This window comes from Vitreoscilla filiformis, assembly GCF_002222655.1.
GTDB lineage: Bacteria > Pseudomonadota > Gammaproteobacteria > Burkholderiales > Burkholderiaceae_C > Ideonella > Ideonella filiformis.
On sequence record NZ_CP022424.1, the window covers coordinates 117,943 to 132,495 of the forward strand.

At 65.2% G+C, this 14,553-nt stretch carries 12 protein-coding genes; 3 read left to right on the forward strand and 9 right to left on the reverse strand.

The genetic code is table 11. The annotated features are described in order from the left end of the window. Window positions 1-6: 6 nt before the first annotated feature. Window positions 7-1,383: a multicopper oxidase family protein gene (locus tag VITFI_RS16790; RefSeq protein ID WP_089418307.1), complete on the reverse strand. Its 1,377-nt coding sequence runs from the start codon at window positions 1,381-1,383 to the stop codon at window positions 7-9. 11 nt (window positions 1,384-1,394) lie between these two features. Beyond that, complete coding sequence (locus tag VITFI_RS16795) at window positions 1,395-2,867, reverse strand: TolC family protein (protein ID WP_089418308.1); 1,473 nt, start codon at window positions 2,865-2,867, stop codon at window positions 1,395-1,397. A 499-nt stretch (window positions 2,868-3,366) separates the two neighbouring features. Here VITFI_RS16795 and VITFI_RS16800 point away from each other — a divergent pair, with 499 nt between their 5' ends. Then, a complete protein-coding gene (locus tag VITFI_RS16800; RefSeq protein WP_232476740.1) occupies window positions 3,367-4,440 on the forward strand; it encodes a CapA family protein in 1,074 nt (357 codons plus the stop codon). 171 nt (window positions 4,441-4,611) lie between these two features. Here the strand turns inward: VITFI_RS16800 and VITFI_RS16805 are convergent, their stop codons facing one another. The 5 genes from VITFI_RS16805 to VITFI_RS16825 are packed head-to-tail and all read right to left on the reverse strand — an operon-like array spanning window position 4,612 to window position 8,587. Next, on the reverse strand, window positions 4,612-4,923 hold the full coding sequence (locus VITFI_RS16805; RefSeq protein ID WP_089418309.1) for a hypothetical protein: 312 nt from the start codon (window positions 4,921-4,923) through the stop codon (window positions 4,612-4,614). Window positions 4,924-4,951: 28 nt separating this feature from the next. Then, the gene (maiA, locus tag VITFI_RS16810; RefSeq protein WP_089418310.1) at window positions 4,952-5,599 is read right to left on the reverse strand and encodes a maleylacetoacetate isomerase; all 648 of its coding nucleotides are present in this window, start codon (window positions 5,597-5,599) and stop codon (window positions 4,952-4,954) included. Then, the gene (locus tag VITFI_RS16815; protein WP_089418311.1) at window positions 5,596-6,294 is read right to left on the reverse strand and encodes a fumarylacetoacetate hydrolase family protein; all 699 of its coding nucleotides are present in this window, start codon (window positions 6,292-6,294) and stop codon (window positions 5,596-5,598) included. Before VITFI_RS16815 ends, maiA begins: the two co-directional genes overlap by 4 nt. Before the next feature lies 1 nt (window position 6,295). Continuing rightward, on the reverse strand, window positions 6,296-7,333 hold the full coding sequence (locus VITFI_RS16820; protein WP_089418442.1) for a cupin domain-containing protein: 1,038 nt from the start codon (window positions 7,331-7,333) through the stop codon (window positions 6,296-6,298). Window positions 7,334-7,366: 33 nt separating this feature from the next. After that, window positions 7,367-8,587: a 3-hydroxybenzoate 6-monooxygenase gene (locus tag VITFI_RS16825; RefSeq protein WP_089418312.1), complete on the reverse strand. Its 1,221-nt coding sequence runs from the start codon at window positions 8,585-8,587 to the stop codon at window positions 7,367-7,369. 121 nt (window positions 8,588-8,708) lie between these two features. Between VITFI_RS16825 and VITFI_RS16830 the strand changes: the two genes are divergently transcribed. Both VITFI_RS16830 and VITFI_RS16835 read left to right on the forward strand, forming a co-directional pair. Beyond that, complete coding sequence (locus tag VITFI_RS16830) at window positions 8,709-9,188, forward strand: MarR family winged helix-turn-helix transcriptional regulator (RefSeq protein ID WP_089418313.1); 480 nt, start codon at window positions 8,709-8,711, stop codon at window positions 9,186-9,188. 115 nt (window positions 9,189-9,303) lie between these two features. Beyond that, window positions 9,304-10,233 carry a hypothetical protein gene (locus VITFI_RS16835; protein ID WP_089418314.1) on the forward strand — a complete coding sequence of 310 codons (930 nt, stop codon included), beginning with the start codon at window positions 9,304-9,306 and terminating at the stop codon, window positions 10,231-10,233. Window positions 10,234-10,242: 9 nt separating this feature from the next. Here the strand turns inward: VITFI_RS16835 and VITFI_RS16840 are convergent, their stop codons facing one another. Together VITFI_RS16840 and VITFI_RS16845 are read right to left on the reverse strand one after the other, a co-directional pair. Next, window positions 10,243-11,310, reverse strand: coding sequence for an MBL fold metallo-hydrolase (locus VITFI_RS16840; protein WP_089418315.1), 1,068 nt, complete (start codon window positions 11,308-11,310; stop codon window positions 10,243-10,245). Between the two features lie 35 nt (window positions 11,311-11,345). Beyond that, complete coding sequence (locus tag VITFI_RS16845) at window positions 11,346-14,465, reverse strand: calcium-binding protein (RefSeq protein ID WP_157725760.1); 3,120 nt, start codon at window positions 14,463-14,465, stop codon at window positions 11,346-11,348. Window positions 14,466-14,553: the final 88 nt, after the last annotated feature.

Consider the following 14,553-nt stretch of genomic DNA (forward strand, 5'->3'; position numbering starts at 1 on the left):
GGTCGCTCAGTGGCCGCTGTGCCCCGCTGGCTTGCGCACTTGCAGCGTGGCTGACGCCGGGGCTGTGGCCGCCCGTGGAGTGGCGGGTGCGGTGCCCGTCCACTCATAGGCGCGGGTGCCTGCTGGGGCTTCGTACCAGCCGGGATCGCGGTAGTCCCCATGCGGTTGGTTTTTTCGCACCTTCAGCACGCTGAACATCCCCCCCATGCCCACCCCGCCGAAGGGGCCTTCGCCCGTCATCATGGGCAGGGTGTTGTCGGGCAAGGGCATCTCCATTTCGGTCATGTCGTGCATGCCCTTGTCGCCCATGAGCATGTAACCCGGGATGTGCTGCTGGATGCGCCGCGCCACATCCTCCTGTTGAGCCCCCAGCAGCGTGGGCACGTTGTGGCCCATGGCGTTCATGGTGTGGTGGCTCTTGTGGCAGTGGAACGCCCAGTCACCCGGCTCATCGGCGATGAACTCGATCTGCCGCATCTGCCCCACGCCCACATCGGTGGTGACTTCCGGCCAGCGCGCCCCCATCGGAACCGGCCCGCCGTCCGTCCCCGTGACCGTGAACTCGTGGCCATGCAGGTGAATGGGGTGATTCGTCATTGTCAGGTTGCCCACGCGGATGCGCACCCGATCGCCCAGGCGCACGTTCAGGCTGTCGATGCCCGGGAACACGCGGCTGTTCCAGCCCCAGAGGTTGAAGTCCAGCATCGTCATCACTTTGGGGGTGGCGCTGCCGGGTTCGATGTCAAAGGCATTCAGCAAGAAGCAGAAGTCGCGCTGCACCTCGCTGATCAGCGGGTGGGGCTGCTTCGGGTGGGTGATCCACAAGCCATACAGCCCCATGGCCATTTGCACCATTTCATCCGCGTGGGGGTGGTACATGAACGTGCCAGGGCGTCGGGCGGTGAACTCGTACACATAAGTTTTGCCCACGGGGATGGCGGGCTGGGTCAAACCGGCCACGCCGTCCATGCCGTTGGGCAGGCGTTGGCCGTGCCAGTGAACCGCGTGGGGTTCGGGCAAGCGGTTGGTGACGAAGATACGCACCCGGTCGCCTTCCACCACTTCGAACGTCGGGCCGGGGCTCTGGCCGTTGTAGCCCCAGAGGTTGGCCACCATGCCGGGCGCCAGCTCGCGCTTGACCGGCTCGGCCACGAGGTGAAACTCCTTCACGCCTTGGTTCATGCGCCAAGGCAGCGTCCAGCCGTTGAGCGTGACGACAGGTTGATAAGGCCGGCCCGTGCTCGGATACAGCGGCGGCAGGGTATCTGGTTTGGTTTGCAGCACCGGTTCGGGCAAGGCGGCCAGGGCCACGCGGCTGACGCTGGTGGCGGCCACCGCCGCACCCACGGCAGCGCCGTGAAACAGTTGACGTCGAGAAACCATGGAGACTGTCCTCAGTGATTGGCGCCGGCATCGGCGCTGCGGCTGGTGTTGGCCGCATTCAGCGACATCGGGGAGACGGGGCCACGCAAAGCTTGGTCGAGTACGGTTTGGGCCAGCCAAAAATCGCGCTGGGCTTGGATGGACTCGGTGACCGTGGTCATCTGGTTGCGGGCGTCGGCCAGCAAATCCAGGGGGCCGATGAGCATGCCGTTGTAGCGCAGCAGGTTTTGGCGTGAAACCTCTCGTGCCAGTGGCAACAGTTCGTCCTGGTACTGCCGAGCGATTTGCCAGGCGCCGCGCCAAGTGGCTTCGGCTTCACGCACCTGGGAGCGCGCTTCCTGGGCGATTTGTGCTGCCAGGTGCATGTTCTGGCCGTACAGCACTTCGGCGCGGGCAGCGCGAGCGCCACCCCAATCGAACAATGGCAACTCGAAACTGACTTCCCAGCCGGTTTGCGTCGGTGCCTCGTTGGAGGTGCTGCGAATGGCGCTCAACTCCAGTCCGTTGACGAACCCGCGCAAACGCCCCGCCCCCAACTCACGCGCCCGGCGTTCGAGTTGTTGGCGTGCGGCGGCCACATCCAACCGTTCGGCCAGCGCTTGGCGCTCCAGTTCCGGACGCTCAGGCAGTTGCTTGGGTAACTCAGGCAGTTGTTCGGGCAGGCGCAACGCTTCGGGGCGATCACCCAGCCCGAGGTCGCGGGCCAGCCGCTCGCGGCTGGCTTGGGCGGCCAGCCGGGCGCGGATCCGTTGTCGCTGGCCTTCCGCTGCCAACACCTGTTCGCGGGCACGCTGAACAGGGCTGAAGTTACCGGCTTGCTCCAGCCGTCGCGCCAAGGTGGCGCCGGTGTCGGCGGCATCGTGCCAGCGGGTCAGGGTGCGCAAGGTGTGTTCGGCGGCGACGGCCTGGTAGTAACTCTGGCGCACTTGGGTGAGGTGTTCGAGCACCGCCAGCGCCACTTGTTGGCGTTCAGCGGCCAGGCGGCGATCCTCCAAGTCGCTGATCCACGGGCGCAACAGCCAGTGGCCCAGTTCCAGCCCTAAACTCCATTCGGTTTCGCGCTCGCTGCCACGGGCCAGGCGCGACACGCTCAAGCGGGGATTGGGCCAACCCACCGCTTGCACGCGTTCGGCTTCGCTCACGCCCAGGGCGTGCAGCCTCACCTGCAAGCCGCGATGCAGCAGCAATGCCACCCGCACTGCACCCTCGGCATCCAGGGGGGCTTGCAGCAGCGCGTCGGCCTGGGCTGTGGCGGTACGGACGGCGTCTTCGTCGCGTTGCAGCGTCAGCGTGGTGGCCGCATCGGCCAGATGGGGGGAGAGTTGGGCGTGCAGCGGTTCGGTCACACCGCGTTCGCTCCAACTGGCGCAGCCGCTCAGGCTGAGGGCCACCGCCAATGCCGCCCATGACGGCCTATGAACAAGACGCGGCGCACACGCACGCCGCCGGCTGGCTCCTCGGAGCCAGGCAGGGAGATTCATCATGAAAATTCCTCGAATCGGTGGGGTTCAGACGATGGAAAACAGCGTCAAACCCAACGTCGAGGGGGGCGTTCAAGACCTGGTAAATCCGGGCTGGGCGGCAGAGGCCAGGGGGTCGCGGGCATGGGCCGTGCCTGTGCAGAAGGCTCTTGCCAAGCCAGTTCCGCAGGTGGGCCGGCGGGCCAATGCAGACAGGCGACGCAGTCTGCACACGGATGAGCTTCGGGGCTGGCGTTGGGGGTGGGGTGGCAAGGGGGGTCTTCGGCCAGTGACGCCATCGCATGGGCGGGGGGCGGTTCAGCAGGCCACGCACAGCGCTGCCACAGCCCCCACAGGGCTTGTGCGAGCACGCATCCCATCAGGAGCGCCCCCAGCCAGCGATGCCAACCTCGAATTTGCATGGCCGGCAGTGTACGTGCCGCGCCCTCGGAGAATCGCGGGCGTTGCAAAACCTGCCGAGAAAGGACAAACAATGCGTCGGGGATGTCGAGGGTGGAACAGCGTGTGGCGCTGGGTGGGGGTGTTGTGGTTGATGGCCTGGCCATGGCCGACGCGGGCCGACCCGATCATCATCCAAGCGGTCGGGGACGTCATGCTGGCCGGCCCCTGGACCCCGCAATTGCGCAAGCTCGGTTACCGCCGTGTGTTCGACGGTGTGGCCGCTGAGTTGGCGTTGGGGCACCTGAATGTGGCGAACTTAGAGTCCCCGATTGCCGAAGGCGGGGTGGAGTTTGTGGACAAACGGTTTCGCTTTCGGGCCGAACCTGCGGTGGCTGGGGCGCTGCGGGCAGCGGAATTTCACCTGGTGAACCTGGCCAACAACCACACCATGGATTTTGGGGAACGCGCTTTGGCCGAAACCCTGCTGAACCTGCGCCGCGCCGGGGTGAGCTGGTTTGGTGCGGGCGGTGACCTGGCCGCAGCACGCAAGCCGATGATCTTCAACATCGCCACCCCGGGCCGGCCTGCTGGGCGGCGCGTGGCGTTCTTGGGGTATTCCTCGGTGCTGCCTGCTGACTTTTTTGCTACGCCGCAGCGTGCCGGCGTGGCGCCGGCCCGCCCCGACCGCATGGTCGAAGATGTGCGTTTGGCCCGGCGTTTGGCCGATGTGGTCATCGTGTCACTGCACTGGGGGGCGGAGGCGCAATCCGAGGTGCAGGCGTTCCAGCGCGAATGGGCGCATCAGTTGGTGGACGCAGGGGCGGATGTCATCCTTGGGCACCATCCGCATGTGCTGCGGGGCATCGAGCGTTACCGCCACGGGTTGATTGTGTACAGCCTCGGCAATTTTGCGTTTGCCAGCCGCAGCGCCATCGCCGATGTCAGCGTGTTGGTGCGGCTCTACCTGGACGGGCCCGTGCGCTGGGCCGAACTGGTGCCGATCGACGTGTTGCACGCCCGTGTCGGTTTTCAGCCGCAGGTGCTGCGGGGGCGGGCGGGGTTGGCGGTGGCGTTGCGGCTGCATCGTTTGTCCGAGCCTTTGGGCACGCCGGTGTACCAGACCCGCGAAGGACGCTACTTTGTCAATTTTTCACAACCCCCTGCGGCGTCAGCGCCGCAGGCGTTGGGACGTTGAGTCAGGCGGCAGTGTTAAGTTTCTTTGCGGGGCATCGTTGCCCCAGGCTGCTGACAAGGAGTTTGCCGTGTTGAAAATTGCCCGTTGGACCGCGTTGTCCGTTTGCTGTGCCGCCGTGTTGAGCGGTTGCGTGGTTGCTCCCGGCCCGTCGTATGACACCCAGGATCACCGTCACCCGCGCCGTGCCCCGCAGCCCAGCCCCAGCGTGATCGTGGTGCCCGCCACCCCAGCGCCCAACACCGATACCCCCCCGCCGCACAACCGGAGCGCCACGGGCGGGAGCGTTTGGAGGAGCAGCAGGCCCGCGAGCAGCGTCGGGAAGACAAGCGCGAGGCCCGTGAGGAACGGCGGGAACAGCGTCAGGAGGTGCGCGAGCAGCGCCGCGAGCAAAAACAAGAAGCCCGTGAGCAGCGCCGCGAGGACAAACGCGAAGCCCGCGAACAGCGTCGGGAAGACAAGCGCGAAGCCAAAAAGAACGAACAAGACAAGAAGTGACCCCCGACGCTGGGCCTCATCCCACCGCGTCGGGTTGCTGGGCCGGGGCGGCTTGGGCAAACGCTGGCCGCTGGCTGCACGCTGCATCGATGGCGGCGATCAATGGCCAACGCGCCACGTCCACCCCGAAACGCCGGGCGCTTTCCACCTGGGGAATCAAGTAAACATCCGCCAGGGTGGGCCTGGTGCCGAAGCACACGCCCGGGTCGCGGGCGGTGTCGGCGGCCAACAGGGCTTCGATGGCATCGAACCCGGCGCCGATCCAGGTGGCGCACCACGCTTGAATGCGCGCCTCGTCACCGCCCCACTGGTGGCGCAGGGTTTCGAGGATGCGCCGGTTGTTGATCGGGTGGATGTCGCACCCCACGATGGCGGCCAACGCCCGCACCCGTGCCCGCGCCAGTGGGTCGGCGGGCAACAGTGCGGGTTCGGGGTAACGCTCTTCCAGCCACTCGATGATGGCGGGGGACTGAATCAGCACCTCGCCCGCGTCCAATTCCAGGGCCGGCACCAGCCCTTGGGGATTCAGCGCTTTGAATGCGGGTTGCAGATGCGCCTCTCGGCGCAAATCCACCGCCACGTAGTCAACGTCCAGCCCCTTGAGGTTCAGGGCGATGCGCAAGCGGTGGGAGGTGCCGCTGCGAAAGAAGTTGTGCAGTTTCATTCGGCGGCACCGATGCTCAACGTCACCTCGCCCACGCCGGCGACGTGGCCTCGAATCACATCCCCGCTGACCACCGGGCCCACGCCTTCGGGCGTGCCGGTGTAAATCAGGTCGCCGGGTTGCAGGTGATAGAACAAACTCAGGTCGGCGATGATTTCGCGGATGTTCCAGATGAGTTTGCCCACGTCCGAACACTGCTTGGTTTGCCCGTTGACGCTCAACGCAATCTCGCCGGACTCGATCACTTCACCCGGCAGCGGCACGACCTCGGAACACACCGAGCCTTGTTCGATGTCCTTGCCCAAATCCCAGGGGCGACCCTTGTCGCGGGCCACCAGTTGCAGGTCACGGCGGGTCATGTCCAGGCCGCAGGCGTAGCCGTAGATCAGTTCGTGCGCCCGTTCAGCAGGCACCCGAAAACCCGGCTGGCCGATGACCAGCACCAATTCCATCTCGTAGTGGTAATTGCGCGTCTCGGGCGGATAGGCCACCGTGGCGCCACTTTCCACCAAGCTGCTGGGGGATTTGGTGAAGTAAAACGGGCGTTCCACGCTTTTGTCCACCGGTTTGCCCATTTCCACCGCATGGGCGTGGTAGTTACGGCCCACGCAAAAAATGCGATGCACAGGCAGGCGCTCACCCAAACCGCGCACCGGCAGCGAAGGGATGGCGGGAGGGTTCCACAAATAAGACATGTCAGTTCCTTACTTCGTACACGCCCAGCTTGCGGTGCAGCGGGCTTTCATCGGCGATGAACACACAACTCGGCGCATCGGCCAGGGTGTTGTGCAGGGTGACGGCGGTGTAGCCGGGGGCGCAGCAGGTGTCGGCGGCTTGGAGTGTGAAGGTGTGGGCCTCGATCTCCACGGCCACCGCCCCTTCGATCAAGTGAAACACTTGGGCGGGTGAGCGTGCCGGCAGCCGCAGCGTCTGCCCGGGGCGCAACATCAGGGCGTGGAAACCGAGGATGTTTTCCGCATCGGCGCCCGTTTCGGGGTTGACGTAGGTGATTTGCACCGCCTCCAACGCCGGCTGATCGGCGGCCAGGGCAGCGAGCGCGGCGCGGGCCTCCGCCCACGGATAACGCAGCATCGGATACGCATTGCCGCTGCGCCCAAACACCGGCGTGGGCACCAAGCCGCCGCGTGCGTAGGCTTGATCGCCGCGCCCCGGGCGTTGTGTTTGGCGCTGGCCTTCGATGGCGTAGCTGGTTTCCATGTAGTAGACCAGCGGCAAATCCAGCACATCGAGCCAGACCACGGGTTCGGTGCCGTCGTGGCCGTGCTCGTGCCACAGGCCAGTGGGGGTGAGGATGAGGTCGCCCCGACTCATGGGGCATTTTTCGCCATCGACCGTCGTCCATGCGCCCTCCCCTTCGACCACCATGCGCACCGCGTTGGGCGTGTGGCGGTGGCTGGGCGCCCACTCGCCGGGCAGCAGCAGTTGCATGCCCAGGTACATGGCGGCGCTGGCTTTCATGTTGTCCAGACCGTGGCCGGGGTTGGCCAGCACCAGCACGCGGCGCTCGGCTTTTTCCATCGGCGTGAGTTCGCCGGCGCGCATCAAGAGCGGACGCAGGGCCGCGTAAGGCCAACAAATGGGCCGGGTGTTGGGGCGGGGTTGGCCCGGCGGCAACACGGCGCGCAGGCTGGGCCACAGGGGCACGAGGTTTTGAGCGCGCAGGGCGTCCACGTACTCGGCGGGCAGGTCTTCGAGGCGTCCAAGTTCTTGCATGGCAAGGGCTTTCGTGGCAAAGATCAAGAAAAATCAGGACAAATCGAGGCATTTGCCCACGTTCCAGCCGTAGAGCCATTCCATGGCGTCGTAGAACCGTTCGGCGCTGCGGCCCTTCCACAAGCTGTTGCGCACCAGGCGCTCGACGCCCTCGGCGTGGTAAATGCGCCCCATCTCCCGCCCACTCAGCACGATGCGGGCGGTGCGCGCCACGCGGGATTTCTGGTAGAGCGGCAGCCCCTTGTCCCAATCATTGCCGTGGACGCGCAGGGCTTCGCCCAGCGTCACCGCGTCTTCCAACGCCATGCACGCGCCTTGGGCCATGTACTGAGTGGTTGGGTGGGCGGCGTCGCCCAGGATCGTGGCCCGACCAAACACCCAGGTGCCGATGGGCTCTTTGTCCGCCGTGGCCCAGCGGCGCCAGCTCTTGGGCAGCTCGATCAACTGACGCGCTTGCGGGCAAATGCCTTGGAAGTAACTTTCGACCTCTTCTTTGCTGCCGTCCGTCACGCCCCACTCTTCTTGCTGACGGCTGTGGAAAGTGACCACGACGTTGTACTGCTCGCCCCCGCGCAACGGGTAGTGAACCAGGTGGCACTTGGGGCCGACCCAAATGCTGGCGGCGTTCCACTTCAGTTCATCGGGAAAATCGTGCTTGTCCACCACAGCGCGGTAAACGACGTGGCCGGTGACACGCGGCGGATCGTTCACATACTGCTGGCGCACCACCGAGCGCACGCCATCGGCCCCGATGAGGGCGCAGCCGGTGAACTCGCGCCCATCGGCACACCGCACCGTCACTTCACCCGCGTGTTGCTCGACTTGCACCACCCGCGCCGAGGTGTGAAACGCCACCTGGCCGCATTCCTGCGTGCCTTCGAGCAGCGAGTTATGCACGTCCACGCGGTGGATCACGGCATAAGGGTTGCCGAAGCGCTCGCGGAAGCGCGCATCCGTGGGGATCTTGCCGACTTGGTAGCCATCCAGCGCGTCGTGCATCACCATGTGGTCGGTGTACACCGCACGGCTGCGGGCTTTGGGGCCGACGCCCAGCGCATCAAACGCATGGAACGCATTCGGGCCCAACTGGATGCCGGCGCCAATTTCCCCAAGCTGGGCCGCCTGTTCCAGCACCACCACCCGGAAACCTTGGCGCACCAAAGCCAAAGCCGCCGCCAACCCCCCGATGCCGCCACCGGCCACCAACACCGGTAGCCCGGTTGCTTCATCACCACCTGTTTGCGCTTGCGTCATGCCTGTCTCCTGCCAAATCGCATGCTGATTATTTGCATACTGATGATTAGTGTATTGAACTGAAAATCACCATCGTCAGCGGGTAAACCCTGGGGGCGTCAGGCTGTGACACCATCGCAGCATGGACACTTCTGACCTCGCCTCGTCGCCGGACGCCTTCGCCGAGCTGCCCGGCCATTTCATTCGTCGCTTGCAACAAATCGCGGTGGCGATCTTTCTTCAGGAAACCGAAGCCTTCGGCATCACCCCGGTGCAGTTCGCTGCTTTGCAGGGGGTGGCGGCGCAGCCGGGGGTGGATCAGCGCACCCTGGCCCGCACCATCGGGTTCGACACCTCCACCATCGCCGGTGTGATCGATCGGCTCGAATCCCGAGGGTTGATGCAGCGCCAAGTCAGCCCAAACGATCGGCGGGTGCGTTTGCTCACGCTCACGCCGGCGGGGCAAGTGCTGCTCATCGCCATCGTGCCGCCGATGCTGCGAGCGCAAGAACGCATCTTGGCGCCGCTGTCCGACGCCGATCAGCAGGTGTTTCTGCGCATGCTCAAAACCCTGGTGCTGGCCAACAACGAACTCAGCCGCGCCCCCAGCGATGGCGTATGAATGTCCCGCAATCCGTTGGCAGCACTTCACATTGCCTTGACAATCCCGCCCCGGCGCTGTGAGGGCGCCGTTGTCGCATCAAGCCGCAGTGTGGGAGCTGCCAAGGAGATTCGGGATGTTGGATTTACGCATGGTGGACGTGGCGATTTCGCTCGCTCTGCTTTACATGATGATGGCTGGTTTTGTCAGCGGGTTGCAGGAATGGTTGTCAAATGCCGTTCAAATGCGCGGAAAACATCTGCAAAAAGGGATTTCGACCTTGTTGCATGAGGTGATCACGCCCGACCAGAACAACGAGCTAACGATGGCGATTTACAACCATCCGTTGATCGAAGCAACCCGCCAGGGGACGCGGCTACCGTCCTACATCACCGCTGCCACGTTTTCTACCATCTTGGCCGAAGAGCTGGTGAACCGCTCGCGCAAGCGCAAGGGATTGCCGGAAGCCCACGATCCCGAAGAATTCTTCGCCGGCATGCGGGATGCGGTGGCCGACATCCAAAACGACAAACTGCGCCAATCCCTGACGGTGGTGCTCAAGCACGCGGGCAACGATGCGGGCTCCATCAAACAAGCGCTCGAATCGCACTTTGACAACACCATGGAGCGCGTTTCTGGCTGGTACAAACGCAACGTGCAGTGGATGGCATTTGGCATCGCCATGACCTGTGCCGTGGCGTTCAACGTGGACAGCCTGGCCATCATCAAAAAGCTGAACTCCGACCCGGCGCTGACGGCGGCCATGGTCGATCAAGCGGCTGCTGGGCAACAGCTTGCTGCCGAACCGACGGTCGAGGCTGCCAGTCAGCCTGCCACGTTGCGCACCCTGTACGTGCAAAGCAAGCAGATCAAAAACACGGCCCTGCCGCTGGGCTGGGAAAACGGCCTGGCCCCGTTGACCGAGAAAGGGCTGTGGGGTCTGTTCCTGACTGTGCTGGGTTGGGTGATCACCGCCGCAGCGGCCACCCTGGGCGCACCGTTCTGGTTTGACGTGATTTCGCGCCTGGTGCCGCTGCGCAGCTCCAACAAGCCGGCTGCCAAGTAAGCGCGGCGCTCAACGGGCCACCGGGTCAATGCGCCAGGTGGCGCCGTGGGCGATCAAGCGCAGCGCTTCGGCGGGAAGTTGCTGCGCGGCCAGCGCTTGGGCCACATCTTCCTGGGTTTGTTCGGGGGACTCATCGGCCAACGGGAAGGTGCCCCAGTGGATGCCCAAACTGTGCCGAGCCCCCACGTCACGGTGGATTTGCACGGCTTCCGTCGGGTTGACGTGCTGATCCTTCATGAACTCGCGGGGCTCGTAGGCCCCGACCGGGATGAGGGCCAACTCCAACCCGGGAAAACGCTCTCCGATGGCGCGGAAGTCGGCGCTGTAACCGGTGTCGCCCACGTAGTAGGCGCTGCGTCCGCCCTTGCGCAGCACCCAGCCGCCCCAGTGGGTGGTGTGGCGGTCGAACATGCCGCGTGCGCTCCAGTGGTGCGCCGGCACCCCGGTGACCTCCACCCCCGCCAGTTCGGCGTGCTGCCACCAGCCCAGCACCTGCACGGGGCCGATGCCCTCGTCCTTCAGCAGGCTTTGTACGCCTTGCGGCACCACAAACAGCGGTGCTCCGCCAGGTTGGGCCATCAGTTGGCGCAGGCTGGGCACGTCCAGATGGTCATAGTGGTTGTGGGACAGCAGCACGATGTCGATGTGCGGCAGGGCCTGGGGCGCATAGGGCAGCGGCGTGAACCGCTCCGGCCCGGCCCAGCTCACGGGGCTGGCGCGTGGGGAGAACTGCGGGTCGGTTAACAGCGTCACCTCGTCGAGCCGCAGCAGCACACTGGCGTGACCCAACCACGTGGCCGACAACTCGCCCGGCTGCGCCGCCGCCACGCCCTGGGCCTCGCGCACCACGGGCAGTGGGCCGGAGCGTGGCAGGCCCGCATCGCTGCTGCGCGAAACGCTCCACGCCAGCACATCCCACAGGGGTTTGTCGATGCGTGAGCCGTCGGTGTTGGCGTAGAGCGTGGCGGCGGCCCAAGCCAAACTCGCCACAGAGCCGATGCCAAGGGTCAGTGCGCCCCGGCGCCACCACGAATGGCGAGTGGCGGCGGCGGTCAAGACAGAAGGATCAGGTGTCATGGGCCACGATTTTGCCCATGCGGGACGCGCAGGCTTTAGGTGAGCAACCAGTCGGCGTCGTTCAAGGCGGTTGTTTGGGTGAAGGTGGCCAACAGGCTCAGCTCGTCGGCCTGGATGACGCTGTCTGCCGTGGAGGACGTGAACAGGTACAGCGCCCCATCGTTGCCATCGTTCACCAAGACCCAGGCGGTTTGTCCGCTGGCATGGCTGCCATTGACCGGCCCCAAAGCGGAGGCCACGGTGCTGGCGTCCAGCGCGTCCAGTGCGGTGCTGAGGGTGATCCGCTCGGCGGTGGCGCTGACACTGTCCCCAGCCGCCACGGTGACGCTGTTCTCCAATACCTTGTCACCATCGCCCACGCGCAACCCGACTTCCAGCAGATCGACACCCAACTCAAAGTCGGTGATGACGTCACTGCCGACCGTGTCCCCGATCCAAAACGCATCCGAGCCCGCGCCACCTGTCAGGGTGTCGTCACCGTCGCCACCGTCGAGGAAGTCATTGCCTTCGCCCGCGTCCAGCACATCATCGCCGGCGCCGCCGAACAGATCGTCGCTGCCGGATTCGCCTTGCAGCACATCGCGGCCTTCACCACCGTACAACTGATCGTCGTCGCTCCAGCCGTTCAGCACGTCGTTGCCGTCGTCGCCGTACAACTGGTCGTCGCCCAGCGAGCCACTCAGTTGGTCGTTGCCCTCGTTGCCACGCAACAGGTCGTCACCCGAATAACCGTCGAGATCGTCGTTGCCGCTGCCGCCCAGCAAGGTGTCGTCACCGGCATCGGACAACAGTTGATCATCACCGGCGCCGCCATCCAGCCAGTCGCCACCGTCACCGCCACTCAGCAAGGTGTCGTTGCCGCTGCCGCCTTGCAAGGTGTCGCTGCCACCATGGCTGTCCAACCGGTCGGCGCCGGCGCCGCCTTCCAGCACATCCCCCCAGTAACTGCCAGTGACGTTGTCGTCCATCGCCCCCCCGACAAAGTGCAGGGACTCGATGCTGCTGAGCCGGTCCCCGTTGAACTCTGCCCGGCTCTGGCCCGCTTGATCGCTGAAGTTGATGTGTGCGGCCTCATCGTCACTTTGCTGGTAGAGGACTTGATCGACCCCCTGCCCGCCCATCAAGGTGTCGCGGCCCGATCCGCTCTCGAACGTGTCGTTGCCGCTGCCCCCGAACAGGTGGTCGTCGCCGGCGTCGCCTGCCAGTTGGTCATGGCCGCTGCCGCCCCATACCAGGTCATCGTCTTCACCGCCATGGAGCTGATCGTTGCCGCCGTCCCCCAGGAGCATGTCGCCACCCTGGCCGCCTTCGAGCACATCGTCGCCTGCATCGCCTTCCAGCTCATCGTCGCCCCCGGCGCCTTGCAGGGTGTCGGCGCCGTTGCCACCGAGCACCCAATCGTCGGCCTCGCTGCCAAGGCAGTGCAGGAGTTCGATGTTGCGCACCTCATCCCCGTCCAGCAGGGCGTTGGCGGCGCCGGCCACCTCGCTGAAGTCAAGTTCCCCACCCACCTCGGTGCCGCTCCAATCGAGCAGAAGCACATCCAGGCCGGCGCCGCCATCCAGGGTGTCTTGACCGTCGCCACCCCAAAGCGTGTCCTGGCCTTCGCCGCCGTCCAGAACGTCGTCCCCCGCCCAGGCACTCAGGACATCGTGGCCACTGCCGCCCCGCAGGGTGTCGGTGCCGTCTGCGGCCCACAGCGTGTCGTCGCCCGTGCCACCCAACATCAGGTTGGCGCCTAACCCCCACCCTGCGTCCAACTCATCGTTGCCTTCTGCACCGTTGAGGGTGTTGTCGCCGTCGTTGGCATCAAAGTCCGGCGTGTTGTCCAAGTTTTCGCCTTGGCCGCCGTAAATCGTGTCGTCGCCGGCGCCGCCGTTCAGGTCGTCGCTGCCGTCGCCGCCCGTCAGGGCATCCGCTTGATTGCCGCCCTGCACAACATCGTCACCACCCCCTGTGGCGAAGTGATGCGTGCTGCCGTCGCTGCCCACCAGCGTGTCGTCCCCGCTGCCGGTTTGGATGTCGAACACCTCCACGTTACGCACCACGGCCCGGCCCACTTGAACACCCTCGTTTTGGGTGAACTGCCAGTTCACAGCGTCGGTTGAGGTGGACAGGTTGCACGTCACCTTGTCGGTGCCCTCGCCACCGTCCAGCGTTTCGGCACCGCCCGTGGTTTGCAGTTCGTCATCACCGGCGCCGCCTTCGACCCGGTTGAGGCCCTTGCCACCATTGAGCAAGTCATCGCCAGCCCCACCTCGCAGGGTGTCGTTGCCTGTGCCGGTGAACAAGCGATCGGCGCCTTGTCCTCCTGTCAAACTGACGCGCTCCATACCGCTGAACGTTCCGTTTTGGATGACGACGCTGCGGTTCGGGTCGAGCGCACTGAAATCGTACGTCTGGGACGAAAGGGTTGCACTGACATCCACCACCAGCACATCGTCACCCAAGCCACCGGCCAGGGTTTCGCTGCTGCCGTTCCAGGCCAGTACATCGTCACCATTGCCACCGTCCAGCTTGTTGGCGCCGCTTTGTCCTAAAAGGGTGTCGTTGCCATCGCCGCCGATGAGGGTGTCATTGCCCAGACCACCATCCAGCACATCGGCGCCGCCGCCGCCTTTGAAGCTGTCATGCCCGGCATAACCGTAGAGGACATCGGCATTGGCACTGGCGGTCACCGAATCCGTGGCACTGCCGCCGTGCAACACCAGCGTTTCCAAGTTGCTCACTTGATGGCCACCGGCGGCCACCGTCACGGTGCTGGTGATGCCCGAAAAATCAGCGACGCGGGACACGGTGCTGCTGCGCCAATCGACCCACAACGTGTCTTGACCCGCGCCGCCGTTCAGGGTGTCGCCGGTGCTGGTGTTCACCATGAGCACGTCGTTGCCGGCCTCGCCGGAGAGGGAATCACTGCCGACACCGCCATCCAGGGTGTCTTGGCCAGCGCCTCCCCAGAGGGAATCGGTGCCGCCGCCGCCGCTCAGGCTGTCGTCACCGTTGCCACCGCTGAGGCTGTCGGCGCCGTTCAGGCCGAACAGGGTGTCGTTGCCATCGGCGCCGACCAGCGTATCTGCATCGGTGCTGCCTACCAGACTGTCATGGCCTGTGCCGCCTTTGAGTTCCCGGCGGCTGGGATGGAGGGACGACGTCATGTGAACACCCGTTGAAACATGGAATGGGCGTCACGATAGGCAAGCGTCCAGCGTTTGCCGATACGGCAGGCACCGTATTACGGTGCTG